Annotated in this window: 10 protein-coding genes; 5 read left to right on the forward strand and 5 right to left on the reverse strand. The window is 71.9% G+C overall.

The features are described from left to right. The first annotated feature begins 195 nt into the window (after positions 1-195). Complete coding sequence (locus OG430_RS27850; protein ID WP_327355347.1) at positions 196-945, forward strand: SIS domain-containing protein; 750 nt, start codon at positions 196-198, stop codon at positions 943-945. 380 nt (positions 946-1,325) lie between these two features. Here OG430_RS27850 and OG430_RS27855 read toward each other — a convergent pair whose 3' ends face one another. The 4 genes from OG430_RS27855 to OG430_RS27870 all read right to left on the reverse strand — a co-directional run bounded on the left by OG430_RS27855 (position 1,326) and on the right by OG430_RS27870 (position 6,299). Further along, positions 1,326-2,711, reverse strand: coding sequence for a PAS domain-containing protein (locus OG430_RS27855; protein WP_327355348.1), 1,386 nt, complete (start codon positions 2,709-2,711; stop codon positions 1,326-1,328). A 402-nt stretch (positions 2,712-3,113) separates the two neighbouring features. Further along, positions 3,114-4,733 carry a transporter gene (locus OG430_RS27860; protein WP_327355349.1) on the reverse strand — a complete coding sequence of 540 codons (1,620 nt, stop codon included), beginning with the start codon at positions 4,731-4,733 and terminating at the stop codon, positions 3,114-3,116. Beyond that, complete coding sequence (locus OG430_RS27865; RefSeq protein ID WP_327355350.1) at positions 4,730-5,512, reverse strand: ABC transporter ATP-binding protein; 783 nt, start codon at positions 5,510-5,512, stop codon at positions 4,730-4,732. Before OG430_RS27865 ends, OG430_RS27860 begins: the two co-directional genes overlap by 4 nt. 127 nt (positions 5,513-5,639) lie before the next feature. Then, complete coding sequence (locus OG430_RS27870; RefSeq protein WP_327355351.1) at positions 5,640-6,299, reverse strand: bifunctional DNA primase/polymerase; 660 nt, start codon at positions 6,297-6,299, stop codon at positions 5,640-5,642. A gap of 370 nt (positions 6,300-6,669) precedes the next feature. On the opposite strand from OG430_RS27870, the gene OG430_RS27875 reads away from it, so the two are divergent. Together OG430_RS27875 and OG430_RS27880 are read left to right on the forward strand one after the other, a co-directional pair. Beyond that, complete coding sequence (locus OG430_RS27875; protein ID WP_327355352.1) at positions 6,670-8,058, forward strand: transcriptional regulator; 1,389 nt, start codon at positions 6,670-6,672, stop codon at positions 8,056-8,058. A 230-nt stretch (positions 8,059-8,288) separates the two neighbouring features. Then, positions 8,289-9,923: a hypothetical protein gene (locus OG430_RS27880; RefSeq protein WP_327355353.1), complete on the forward strand. Its 1,635-nt coding sequence runs from the start codon at positions 8,289-8,291 to the stop codon at positions 9,921-9,923. Between the two features lie 23 nt (positions 9,924-9,946). Here OG430_RS27880 and OG430_RS27885 read toward each other — a convergent pair whose 3' ends face one another. Next, positions 9,947-11,287: an ABC transporter substrate-binding protein gene (locus OG430_RS27885; RefSeq protein WP_327359246.1), complete on the reverse strand. Its 1,341-nt coding sequence runs from the start codon at positions 11,285-11,287 to the stop codon at positions 9,947-9,949. A 142-nt stretch (positions 11,288-11,429) separates the two neighbouring features. On the opposite strand from OG430_RS27885, the gene OG430_RS27890 reads away from it, so the two are divergent. Beyond that, the gene (locus OG430_RS27890) at positions 11,430-11,930 is read left to right on the forward strand and encodes an SCO4402 family protein (RefSeq protein ID WP_327359247.1); all 501 of its coding nucleotides are present in this window, start codon (positions 11,430-11,432) and stop codon (positions 11,928-11,930) included. Between the two features lie 61 nt (positions 11,931-11,991). After that, on the forward strand, positions 11,992-12,864 hold the full coding sequence (gene purU, locus OG430_RS27895; RefSeq protein ID WP_327355354.1) for a formyltetrahydrofolate deformylase: 873 nt from the start codon (positions 11,992-11,994) through the stop codon (positions 12,862-12,864). The last annotated feature ends 246 nt before the right edge of the window (positions 12,865-13,110 follow it).

A 13,110-nucleotide genomic window follows, 5' to 3' on the forward strand; every position in this document is an offset into this window, starting at 1 on the left:
TCGTGCGCTCGCCCTGACCTCAATTCTGACGCATACCGCTGACAACCGTGCCGCGCCAGTGGGAAGCGGCTCCGTACGGCCCGGCCGGGCCGTATTGACAGGGCACTGGTCCAGACCGCAACGTGATCCGCGGCACGTTCGTACGGACCCCTCGATGCACCCCTCCACGCACCCTCCGGGAAAGGCCCCTCGGCGATGAGCTCACTGGCGGATCAGTACTTCGACGCCGCGATCGGTCTGCTGCAGCGGGTGCGGGACGAGGAGGCGGAGGCGATCGCCGCGGCCGGCGCGCTGCTCGCCGACACCGTGCAGGCGGACGGCCGGCTCTTCGCCTTCGGCGCGGGCCACTCCTCGCTCTCCGCCCAGGACATCGTCTACCGCGCGGGCGGCCTGGCCCTGATGAACCTCCTGGCGGTCCCCGGCGTGGTCGGCATCGACGTGATGCCCGCGACGCTCGGATCGGCCCTGGAGCGGGTCGACGGCCTGGCGGGCGCGGTCCTGGACACCTCACCGGCCCAGCCCGGCGACGTACTGGTGATCATCTCCCTCTCGGGCCGGAACGCGCTGCCCGTGGAGATGGCGATGAACGCGCGGGCGCTCGGCCTGAAGGTCATCGGCGTGACCTCGGTCGCGTACGCGACGGAGACGAAGTCACGGCACGTCTCGGGCACGTACCTGAAGGACCACTGCGACATCGTCCTGGACAACAAGATCGCGATCGGCGATGCGGAGCTGTCGGTGGACGGCGTGGAGGCTTCCTTCGGACCGGCGTCCAGCGTGGTCACGAACGCCCTGCTGCAGGCCGTGATGGCGACTGCGGCGGGCGAGCTGGCCGCTCGGGGCGTCACTCCGCCGCTCCTACGCTCCGGGAACGTGGACGGCGGCCACGAGTGGAACGGCCGCATCTTCGCGAAATACGGCCCCCGCATCTTCTACAGCCACTGAACCCGCTGGGGAGCCACTGAACCCGCTGGGGCTGAGTGGGGGAAAACGGGCACAAAAGTGGCCGATTTGCCCCGATTCCACAGCCCCTTTTCCCCCACTAGCTGACTGCGGCTGCCTGCCGGCCGCTCGCTCCGCCCGGCGCCCTCGCTCCGCCCGGCGCCCCCGCTCCGTCCGGCGCCCTCGCCCCGTCCCGCCGCCCCGCCCGCCGCTCCGCCCGGCGCCCGCCGCTCCGCCCGGCGCCCTCGCTCCGTCCCGCCGCTCCGCCCGCCGCCCTGGCCCTGCCCGCCGCCCCGCTCCGCCCGCCGCTCCGCTCCGCCCGCCGCTCCGCTCCGCCCGCCGCTCCGCCCCGCCGCTCCGCCCCGCCGCTCCGCCCCCCCGCCCTACCCCCCCAAATCCACAGCCCCAGCCACCCGCACCGCCACGCTCTCCGCGTACATCGCGTCGCCCCGCTCGAAGGGTGCCCGCCCAGAGCCCCGCAGGAAGGTCACCACCCCCAGCGTCCGGCCCCGGCTGCGGAGCGCCGCACACAGGGCGTGGACGGAGTCCTCGGGCCACTGCCGGGCCCGGGCCCACTCCACGGGCGGGCCGCCCACGGTCGCACTCGCCCGCACCGACCCGGCCCGCTCCACGCACTGCAGCGCGGGATGCCCGGCCGAGTACCGAAGCGGCAGCCCCGCCTTCGCGAGAGGGAGCAGCGGGCCGAGGGAGCCGCCGCCCGCCGGGGTCTGGGCCGAGCGGACAAGCCGGGGCGGCTCGACCTCGGCCGCGAGGTCGACCAGCGCGTGGTCGGCGAAGCCCGCGAGGGCGAAGTCCAGGTGGACCGAGGCCGCTTCGAGAGGGTCCTCGCACTCGGCGGCCGCGCGGGCCGCGCGATGCAACTGGTTGGCCCGGAAGCGGAGTTGGGCCGCCTCCTGCTCGGTCTGCCGGGCCTCGGTGATGTCCTGGAAGAGCCAGCCGACGCCCAGCGGCACCGGCTCCTCCGCGAGCGGCGAGGCAAGGCGCAGGAAGCCGCTGCGCCAGCAGCGCCTGCGCTCGGGGGCGTCGCCGCAGCGCAGCGTCACCCACAGCTCGGTGGGGGACGGCGGCGCGCCCTCCGCGAGGACGTGCGCCAGCGCGGCCTCCAGCTCCTCGACGCCCTGCGCGATCAGCTCACCGAGCGGGCGCCCGAGCAACGCCGTGCGCCCCATTCCGAGGGAGCGCGCCGCGTGCGCGTTCACCACGGCGGGCCGCAGGTCGGCGTCGACCAGGACGACACCCCAGGACGCGTCCTCGAAGAGGGCCTCGCTCAGGGCGATCGAGCGCTCGAGGTCGATCTGCGTATGGACCTCGCTGAAGGCGCAGTAGACCCCTGCCGCCTTGCCGTCGGGGCCGCGTACGGCAGCGGACTGGGTGCGTACGAGAACCCGCCCGCCGTCCTTCGTCAGGAGGGCGAACTCGTGCACCTGGCGGCCGGGCGCCCCCATTGCGGAGAGCAGCCGGCCCTGGACCTCCTCGGCGTCCGCCGTGCGCACCGCCCAGCCCGCGAAACCGTCGCGGCCGACGGCCTCGGCGGCGGACCAGCCGAGGATGCGCTCGGCCTCGCGGTTCCAGTGCGTGACCACGCCGTCCGCGTCGAAGGCGCAGAGCGCGGCGTCCATGCCGTCGAGGAGCGCGGCAAGGAGGTCGTCGGAGCCGGGGCCGTCACGGTCGGGTTCGGGGTCGGGCTCGGGGCCGGGGTCGCCCGGGCCCACGGAGTCGGTCGTTCCACTGTGCCGGGAAGCACTCACCTGGCCACCCCCTGGCGGACGAGTACGCCTGTCGGCATGCACTGCACACGGATCATTGAACTCGAACGTGACCCAGAACACATCGAGTTCGGGGAAGTTGGAGGAAATCGTTGCGGTGCGGAAATTCGGTTGTACGGCTCCGGGCGGGTTCCTAAGGTGTGGGGCACACGAGAAGGGAGGTGGTTTGCCAGATGCATGGAAACCGGACGCGTGAGGTGACTGCGGGCTAGTGGCCCGTCGTCAGCACTCTGTGCGGTGCCGGACCAGCACGCGCTCTTGAGCGTGCAGCCGGCCAATCCCAAGCAGTCACCCGACCCGCGGTCTCGCCGGTACGTCCGGCCGGCTCCCCCCAGGGGAACCCGAGACCGCGGGTCGTCTGCATGTCCGGGGACGGGCAGGTGGTCAGCCCCGGCTCACCGCCGCCAGAATCTCAGGCAGCCGCCCCGCCACCCGGGGTGCCGCGAGCCGCAACCCGCCCTGGACGAGCGCGTATCCGTACGCCGCCCCGACCGGCAGCAGCACCCACGTCAGGCCCGCGTGGCCCGCGCTGTGCAGCCAGATGGTGAAGGCGATCACGGGCGCGCAGAGCAGCGCCGCCGCCACCATCCCGCCGAAGATGGAGATCCAGGCGAGCCCGGCCTGCCCGGGCGCCACGTTCTTGTAGCCCTCCTGCGGAATCGAGTACGGGAAGCGCGCCGAGGTCCAGGCCCCGGTCGCGAGCATCGCGCCGAGCAGCGCGAAGGAGAGCCCGAGGACCTCGGGCAGCGGCCGCCACTCGCCGATCACCGCCGACGTGAGGACGACGACGAGGGCCGCGTACGGCAGGGTGATCAGCATCAACGCGAGGGCACGCGCGCGCAGTTCGACGTACGCGTCCTTCGTCGAGGAGATCGTCGTCGCGACCATCCAGAAGGCCGAGGTGTCCTGGCCGAACTGGTTGTACATCTGAATGCCGAGCATCCCGGACGCGAAACAGGCGAAGTAGACCGACCCCGTGCCCTGGAACGCGTTGAACAGCGGCACGATCAGCCCGATCGCGAGCGAAGTCACCCACGCCGCCTTGGTCTTGGGGTCCCGCCACACGTAGCGCAGGCTGCGCTCCATCACCGTCCCGGTGCGCCCGTCGGGCAGGAAGCGGGACAGGCCGTGGGCGCGGGCCTTGTCGCGGGTGGGCTCGGCGGCCTGCAGCGTGGAGCCGTCCGGCGAGGTCATCAGCCGGGTCAGGCTGCGCTGCCAGAACCGCAGCAGCGCCACCAACAGACCTGCGGTGAGCGCGAGTTGAAGAACTCCCCTCCCGTACGCTCCCTCGCCCACCGAGTCCACGGCGCCGAGCGCGGACGCCGGCGGGATCCACCGGACCACGTCCGCCGCCGGATCGAGCCGCGAGAGCCCGCCCGACTGGCCGAGCTTCTGCGCACCGAAGTTCACGACCTGGACGCCCACCGCGATGACGAGCCCGCTGAGCACCGCCAGATCGCGGCCCTTGCGGCTGCTGAGCAGACGGATGTTGGCGGCCGCGACGGCCCGCGCGAGCGCCACGCACACGAGCAGCGTCAGGGCGGCCGCGACCACCCCGGTCGCCACCGCCGCCGCGCCGTGCGCCACCGCGATCACCGAACCCACCACCAGGCACAGCGTGAACAGCGGCCCGATCCCGACCAGCGAGCTGACGAGCAGCGCCCGCACCAGCGGCTCGGGCCGCAGCGGCAGCATCACCAGACGGGTGGGGTCCAGGGTCTCGTCGCCGCTGGGGAAGAACAGCGGCATCACCGCCCAGCCGAGCGCGAGTACGGCGCCCAGCAGGACGACGACGGTCGCCGCGTGCTCGTTGCCGCGCAGCAGGACCAGGCCGAGCAGTTGCAGCGCGGCCAGGAGGAGGGCGCCGACGACGGAGGCGATGTACGCGGCCCGCCGCCCGGACGACTGCCGCAGGCCGTTGCGCAGGAGGGACAGCTTCAGCCGTACGAAGACGGGGGTGAGCGCGGTGGCGTCGGGCGTGCGCTGCGTACTCTGTGTACTCATCGGGGTCCGCCCGCGCCGCCGCCCAGCCAGTCCAGGGACTGCCCGGAGTCCCGGCCGTTCGCGCCGACGAGTTCGAGGAACGCGCTCTGCAGGGACGGTGCGTCGCCGCGTACGTCCGCGAGGGTGCCCTGCGCGCGGATGCGGCCCGCGGCCATGACCGCGACCCAGTCGCAGAGCGATTCGACGAGCTCCATGACGTGGGACGAGAACACGACGGTCGCGCCGGAGTCGGTGTAGCGCTCCAGGACGCCGCGGATGGTCTGGGCGGAGACGGGGTCGACGCCCTCGAACGGCTCGTCCAGGAACAGCACTTCGGGATTGTGCAGCAGCGCCGCCGCGAGCCCGATCTTCTTGCGCATGCCGGTGGAGTAGTCGACGACCAGCTTGTGCTGGGATCCGGCGAGGTCGAGGACGTCGAGGAGTTGGGTGGCGCGCTTGTCGACTTCGTCGCCGGGGAGGCCGCGGAGACGTCCCGTGTACGCGAGGAGTTCGCGGCCTGACAATCGCTCGAAGAGCCGCAGCCCTTCTGGCAGCACGCCGATCCTTGCTTTGACCTCGGCGGGGTCTTTCCATACGTCGTGGCCGACGACCTCGACGGTCCCGTGGTCCGGCCTGAGCAGGCCGGTGACCATGGACAAGGTCGTGGTCTTGCCTGCCCCGTTGGGCCCTACGAGCCCGATGAACTTCCCTGCCGGGAGGGCCAGATCGATCCCGGCCACGGCGACTTGCTCGCCGAATCGCTTCCACAGCCCTTGTACGCGTACGGCGTCTTCAGTCACGCGCCCAAAGATATGTCCCCCACCCCGCCCCTTCCCGAAAGTCCTGCGGACGGCTTCAAAGATGTCCTCAAACGCCGGACGGGCTGATTCATCAGCGATGAATCAGCCCGTCCGGCGTTTGAGGAACTCAGCGACGCCCCTCGCGCCCGCAGGCATAGGCGAGCGGGCTGAGGAGCTCCTCCGCGTCCGGCAGCCACCGGTTGGCAGGCGTGGGCCGCCGGGCCCACTGCACAGCGCCATGGGGCCCGAACCGGGTCGGAGGCGCGGCGACCCAGTCGCCCTCACCCAGCGCCCGCAGGTCGATCGAAGCCGGGGGCCACCCCGACTTGCGTACCAGATCGGGCACCTTCGCAGTCGCCCCCGGCAGCACGAAGAACTGCATCCGGCGATTCGGCGTCAGAGTCACCGGCCCGAGCGTGAGCTCCATCCGCTCCATCCGGGCAAGCGCCAGGAACCCCGCCGTCTCCGGGACGTCGAGCGCGTCGAAGGTGCGGCCGGTCGGCAGCAGGATCGAGGCCTTGGGCTGTTTCGACCACAGGCGGCGGGCCACCGTCGCGCTCCCCGTCGACTGGGTCGCCCAGTCCTCGCGGGCCGGGTGCGCACCGGACAGGGCGCAGGAGACGTCGCCGCAGGAGCAGCGCTCCACGCCCTCGGACGCCTCCAGCCAGGTGCCGGGGAACACGTCCCAGTGGCGTTCCTCCGCGTACCGCACCGCGGTGTCGAGCAGCTGTTCTCCGCGCTGCTTGGGGATCTGCGCGGCTCCTGTGCCTGTGATGGTCTCTTCCACGATGAACTCAACTCCCGCCGCCACCTCGGGTTACGGGGGCGCACCGCGCAGGTCAGGCGCATCGATCCTGCATCCGGGGCGCATGGGTGCACGGGCGGGGGCGCGCATGCGGATCTGCCGCGGGGGATGGGTAGCCAGCTGGGTGGGATCGACAACCGGCAGCAATGCAGGAGTAACCCGGGCAGGGGCCCGGTTTGCCGACAGTTGACGTTAAGTCATGTGGTTCGACCTGAATTTATGTGAATCCCGCATATTTCGTCATGCCTTGGCGCATTCCTGGGCATTGATCATCGGGACGCTTCCTCATCGGGAGGCTTCTCCACCGAGTTCTTCTCATCGAGTTCTTCTCGGCGCACACAGGGGGTACGCCATGGCCGCCAGGCCTCTCGTCGCGCGGCAGCCGAACGAACGGCTGCAGGCTCTCATTCAGGAAGCCGGCTGTTCCAACGCCGGTCTGGCCCGCAGGGTCAACATGTGCGGCGCCGAGCACGGGCTCGACCTGCGCTACGACAAGACCTCCGTGGCCCGCTGGCTGCGCGGACAGCAGCCGCGGGGACGGGCCCCGGCGATCATCGCGGAGGCGCTCGGCCGCAAGCTGGGCCGGACCGTGACGATCGACGAGATCGGCATGGCGAACGGCAAGAACCTCGCCTCGGGCGTGGGCCTGCAGTTCTCGCCCACCGTGCTCGGCGCGATCGAGCAGGTCTGCGAGTTGTGGCGCAGCGACGTGGGGCGCCGGGACTTCCTCTCCGGTTCCTCGGTGGCCGCGTCCGCCCTCGTCGAGCCGAGCCGGGACTGGCTGATCTCGGCGATGGACTCGCAGGTGGCGCGGGCGGCCGGGCCCCGGGTCGGCACGGCGGACGTGCAGGCCGTGCGGGCGATGACGGAAGCGCTGACGCAGCTCGACCACCAATTCGGCAGCGGGCACGTGCGCCCGGTCGTCGTGCACTACCTCAACTCCGTCGTGTCCGGGCTGCTCGCGGGCTCCTACCGGGAGGCGGTCGGGCGGGAACTCTTCGCCGCCGTCGCACGGTTGACGGAACTCGCGGGCTACATGGCCGTGGACACCGGGCAGCCCGGGCTCGCCCAGCGCTACTACATCCAGGCGCTGCGGCTCGCGCAGGCCGCGGGAGACCGGGGCTACGGCGGGTACGTACTGGCCGCGTCCATGAGCCACTTGGCGGCGCAGCTCGGCAACCCGCGCGAGATCGCGCAGCTGGCGCGGGCCGCGCAGGAGGGGGCGCGCGGGCGGGTCACGCCGCGGGCCGAGGCGATGTTCTACGCCGCCGAAGCGCGCGGACACGCGCTGATGGGGGACGCCAGGGCGACCCAGACCGTGGCCGGGCGGGCGCACGCCGCGATGGACCGGGCGGGCTCGACCGCCGAGTCCGGGGACGACCCGGTGTGGATCAAGCACTTCGACCACGCCTATCTGGCCGACGAGTTGGCGCACTGCCACCGCGACCTGGGCAACGCGGAGGCGGCGGCACGTACCGCGCAAGAGTCCCTCGACGGGCACCCCGAGACGCGGGCCAGGCGGCGGGCGATCGGCCTGGTGCTGCTCGCCACGGCGCAGGTGCAGCAGCGCGAGGTGGAGCAGGCCTGCAACACCGGGACCCGCGCCGTGGAGCTGCTCGGGACGTTGCGGTCGAACCGGGGCGCGGAGTACCTGGAGGACTTCCAGCAGCGGCTCGAGCCGTACCGGGACGAGCCGGTGGTAAGGGAGTTCGGGGCCCGGATGGAGATGCAGGCGGCCTGAGGGATGCGGGCCGCGTGAGGGGGTGTGTGCGGGGTGTGAGTGCCCCGCACACAGCTGTGTCCGGGGTGCGGACGTGGCGTGAGAAGCGTCATAACCCGGCAGTAAGCAGCGTATGTGCGACCGCTCTTGTTACATGAGGGGCAGGGGGCCGGAGCTGCGTGGCAACGTGCTCGGGAGACCCGGTAGCGTGAACCGACGATTTCCTAGGTCCCCCATTGGTAGGAGTCCCGGTGACGCAGAGCGGACAGGGCGACGAGCCGCAGCTTCCGGCGGCGCGGCCCGCGCACGAAGGTGTCGTGCTGCCCGCTGACGGCAGCGGCCCGGTGCTGCCCGGCACGTACGCCGACCCGGCCGGCGTGCCCGCCGAGGGTTCGCCCTGGGGCCAGCCGTGGGGACCCGAGTCGGCCCAGGCCCAGGCTCACGGACAGGCGCAGGCGCAGGCCCAGGCGCCCTCACAGCCGCAGGGCTGGGGGCAGCAGCCGGGACAGGGCTGGGGCCAGGCGCCGCAGCCGCCCGCACAGTCGCCGGTCCAGCAGCCGCCCGGTCAGTCGCCGGTTCAGGGGTACGCGCCCGAGCAGCCGGTACAGCAGGGGTACGCGCCCGAGCAGCCGGCGCCGCAGGGGTACGCGCTGCCGCCCCAGCAGCCGGTCGCCGGATCGTTGCCGCCCCTCCAGGCGCCCGCGCCGCTCCCGCCCGTCCAGCAGCCCGTCGCGCCGCTCCCGCCGGCCGGGGCCGACGCGGAGGCGACCCAGCTCATACCGCCGGTCGGGCATCCGGCGCATCCCGGGAATGCATCGCATCCCGGAAATTCGCCGTATGCAGGTGATTCCGGTCATGCAGCGCCTTACGGGCAATCCGCGCAAGGTGCCCAACTGCCGGGCGCCCTGCCCCCGGAGGCACCGGCCGACTCCACCCAGTTCCTCGGCCGGGTGCAGCCGCAGCCGCCGCAGCAGCAGGCGCAGCCGCGCGTCGACCCCGATGTCGAGGCCACGCAGTACATCGCGCCGGTGCCGTCCCAGCCGGCCGGGGCCCCCTTCGGGATCCGGCCCGGTGCGCCCGGCGACCGGCAGCCGCCCGCCGAGTTCGACAGCCTCTTCCGCAGCGAGCCCGCAGCGAGCGCCCCGGACTCCACGCAGCAGATGCCCCGCTTCCAGGACGCGCCCCCGCAGCAGCCGTACGTGACCCACCGGGACCCGGCGCCGTACGACGACGGAGACGACCGCGGCGGCCGGCGGCGCAGCGGCTCGAAGGTCCCGCTGCTCGCCGCGCTCGGCGTCGGCATCGTGGTGATCGGCGTGGGCGCGGGCGCCCTGCTCGGCCTCGGTGGTGGCGGCGACGACAAGGGCGACGACCCGCAGCCCGCCTCGGCCACCCAGGACGGCGGTGCCAAGCCGTCCCCGTCCGCCGACCCGGTGAAGGAGCAGGCCGTCGCGCTGGACAAGCTGCTCGCGGACAGCAACAACAGCCGTGCCTCGGTCATCAGCTCCGTCGAGAACATCAAGAAGTGCGCCAACCTCCCCCAGGCGGCCACCGATCTGCGCGCCGCGGCCGACCAGCGGGGCGACCTGGTCACCCGCCTCGGCGAGCTCTCCGTCGACAAGCTCCCCCGGCACGCGGAGCTGACCCAGGCCCTCAACAAGGCCTGGAAGGCGTCCGCTTCGGCCGACAACCACTACGCGGCGTGGGCCGACCAGGTCGCCGGCAAGAAGGGCTGCCACAAGGGCACTGCCCGCACCACGCCGCAGACCGGCGCGGGCAACCGCGCGAGCGGCGACGCCAGCAAGTTCAAGCAGCAGGCGGTGCCGCTGTGGAACGACATCGCGCGGGCGCACGGGCTCAAGACGCGCGTGCAGACCGAGCTCTGAGGGCGTAAGGCCAACCGCCGGAGTCAGTTGGCCTGCTCCAGGATCGGCGACACATCCACCGAATCCTGGCCCGCGTCCGCCGCGACGAGGCGCCCGTCGCGCACCACCTGGAAGGTGACGTGGGCGTTGACCAGGCGCGGCAGGTCGCGGGCCGCGATGGTGTCCTCGTACCGCCAACTCAGCGGCGGGGTGAGGCCGCCCGTCTCCACCCGCAGGCCGTCGTCGAGCGCGCGGGCGAGCGTGCTGCCCGTGACCTCGCCGTCGCCGAGCGACTCGACGGTCTTCTTCAGGACGGTGTACGCGATCCACGTCGTCTGCACGCCCGCGTTGGTGATCTCGATCCGGGTGTCGCCGAAGGCGTGCTCCTTGATGACCTTGCGCAGCGGGTCCCAGCGGTGGTCGCTGATCACCGGATACCAGCCGGTGACCCAAGCCCCTTCGTACGGACCGGATTTGCCGCCCGTGCGGTCGATCAGCGACTGGTCGACGCTGCCGAGCACCGAGGAGATCCGGACCTTCTGGTAGTCCTCCTGGGTGCGCCGGAAGGAGTCGAAGAACGTGTCCGTACGATCCCCGAGCGCGGCCGTGACGCAGCCCTCCCGCGCCCGCTGCGCGGCTCCCGCCCGGCCGAGCGTGGTGGCCAGGGACTTGTCGGCGCCCACCTTCGTGAGGGCCTGTTCGGCCTGCGAGGTGAAGTCGGTGGCCTCCTCGGCGGCCAGGATGTCGGCGGCCGGCGGCCGACGGGACGCGGCGAGGCTGGTGTTGAGGAGCTCGGGCAGGGTGTCGCCGGCGATCGAGTCGGGGCGGATCAGGGCGACGCGCTTGCAGTGGGCGGCGAGCTGCCGGCCGTTGCCGGCCATGAGCGCGGGCTGGCCGCCGTTGACGGGGTACGAGAGCGAGCTGGCGAACTCCTTGTCGGTGACGCCGTAGCCGCCGATGTAGGGGATGCCTGCTGCCTCGAGCGGGGTGAGGAAGGCGCGGGAGTGCTGGCTGTACGAGCCGACGACGGCGACGACGCCCTCGTCGACCGCGCGGCGTGCGCACTCCGCGGCGCCCACGGTGTCGTTGTGGTCGTTGCAGGTGAGGACCTTGAGCTCGCGGCCGTTGATGCCGCCGTTGGCGTTGACCCAGCGGGCGTAGGCCTGCGCCATGGCGGGCACGCCCGGCACATTGGTGGCGCGGGTCTTCTCCGGGGCCCAGGTCATGACCACGACGGGTTCCCTGGAACCCCCCGTGGCACCAGGGAGCACGCCGCAGCCGACTGTCAGGGACGTACACACCGCGAGGGTGGCCGCTGCGTACGCGGCTGTCTTCTTCTGATTCCTTCGCGGGCGGGGAGGCAAGGTGCGTCGCCGGGCAGTCATGGACATGCACGATTGCGCCCCTTCCCCAACCTTTGAGTGATCCCTCCTCAACAGCGGGTGACCTGAAGGTGAATTACGGGGGTCGTGCGGGCCGTGCGCCACGGGGGCCGTGAGGACCACTCGTTCCGGGAACGTACGATCGATAACCGTGCAAAGCTCGGAGAAGTCTTCCCGTCGCGGCCGTCGCTCCTCCACCATGGGCGGCATGCCTCTGAACGACATGCCTTGGTGGCGCTGGCGCAGCAACGTGCGCTCGGCGCTGCACATGCTCTCCGACCCCGACTTCCAGCGGGACGTCTGGCTGGCAGGTGCGGACGGGTACGGGGACGTCACCGACGCGGTCTACCGCCTCGTCGAGGACACCTGGCTGGACAACTGGTCGGCCGAGAAATACGTCGGCACGATCTTCCGCGACTCGCAGGAAGCTGCGCTGGTCGACACCGCCGTCCTGCGCGTCCTGCGGATCATGCACCAGGTGGGCCCGGACGCTCCCGTCTCCGCGTACATGGAGCATCACGCCTGGCTGGAGGCCGTTCGTGCGGCCCGGGACGCGCATGTGCGGCTCGCGGTGAGCGACGGTGACGACCCGGACGCGGAGCCGAAGACCCTCGAGGTGCTGCGGATCCTCACGCGGGCGGCCTGAGGCCTTCCGCTCCGCGGAACGGTTCGCGGTGGCCCCGGTGACGTATGGGATCCTGCAAGGCATGAACGCCGCCCCAGTCTCCGCTGCCGAGCAGTACGTCCTCACCCTCTCCTGCCCCGACAAGCAGGGGATCGTGCACGCCGTCTCGTCGTACCTCTTCATGACGGGCTGCAACATCGAGGACAGCCAGCAGTTCGGCGACCACGACACGGGCCTGTTCTTCATGCGCGTCCACTTCTCCGCGGAGAGCCCGGTGACCGTGGAGAAGCTGCGCGCCAGCTTCGCCGCGGTCGGCGACTCCTTCCAGATGGACTGGCAGATCCACCGCCCCACGGAGCGGATGCGGATCGTGCTGATGGTGTCGAAGTTCGGGCACTGCCTGAACGACCTGCTCTTCCGCGCCCGGACGGGGGCGCTGCCGGTCGAGATCGCGGCCGTCGTGTCCAACCACACGGACTTCGCCGAGCTCGTCGGCTCGTACGACATCCCCTTCCACCACATCCCGGTGACGAGGGAGAACAAGTCACAGGCCGAGGCGGAGCTGCTCGATCTTGTACGGGCGTCCGACGTCGAGCTGGTCGTCCTGGCCCGCTACATGCAGGTCCTCTCGGACGACCTGTGCAAGCAGCTGTCGGGCCGGATCATCAACATCCACCACTCCTTCCTCCCCTCCTTCAAGGGCGCCAAGCCCTACCACCAGGCGCACGCCCGCGGAGTGAAGCTGATCGGCGCGACGGCCCACTACGTGACGGCCGACCTCGACGAGGGCCCGATCATCGAGCAGGAGGTCGAGCGCGTCGGCCACGAGGTGACGCCGGAGCAGCTGGTCGCGATCGGCCGCGACGTGGAGTGCCAGGCGCTGGCCCGAGCGGTGAAGTGGCACAGCGAGCACCGCGTGCTCCTGAACGGGCGTCGGACGGTCGTGTTCGCGTAGGGCTGGTGCTGGTGCTGGTGCTGGCGCTGGTGCGGGGCTGGGCGAGGTAGGGCGAGCGGGCGGGGCCGGGCTAGCGGGGCTGGGCGAGGTAGGGCGAGCGGGCGGGGCCGGGCTAGCGGGGCCGGGCGGTGGCGTTCGGCGGGGCGAGAGGGGCTGGGCGGGGCCGAGAGGTGCCAAGTGAGGCGAAAGGGGCACATTCGCGCCCGATTTGACCCGATTCCGATGCCCCTTTCGCCTCACTTGGTG

The organism is Streptomyces sp. NBC_01304 (assembly GCF_035975855.1).
Lineage (GTDB): Bacteria > Actinomycetota > Actinomycetes > Streptomycetales > Streptomycetaceae > Streptomyces.

Excerpts from the sequence above, each read along its gene's own strand:
- OG430_RS27875 (WP_327355352.1), top strand. The coding sequence starts at position 6,670 with ATGGCCGCCAGGCCTCTCGTCGCGCGGCAGCCGAACGAACGGCTGCAG.
- purU (WP_327355354.1), top strand. The coding sequence starts at position 11,992 with ATGAACGCCGCCCCAGTCTCCGCTGCCGAGCAGTACGTCCTCACCCTC.
- OG430_RS27885 (WP_327359246.1), bottom strand. The coding sequence starts at position 11,287 with ATGACTGCCCGGCGACGCACCTTGCCTCCCCGCCCGCGAAGGAATCAG.
- OG430_RS27850 (WP_327355347.1), top strand. The coding sequence starts at position 196 with ATGAGCTCACTGGCGGATCAGTACTTCGACGCCGCGATCGGTCTGCTG.
- OG430_RS27860 (WP_327355349.1), bottom strand. The coding sequence starts at position 4,733 with ATGAGTACACAGAGTACGCAGCGCACGCCCGACGCCACCGCGCTCACC.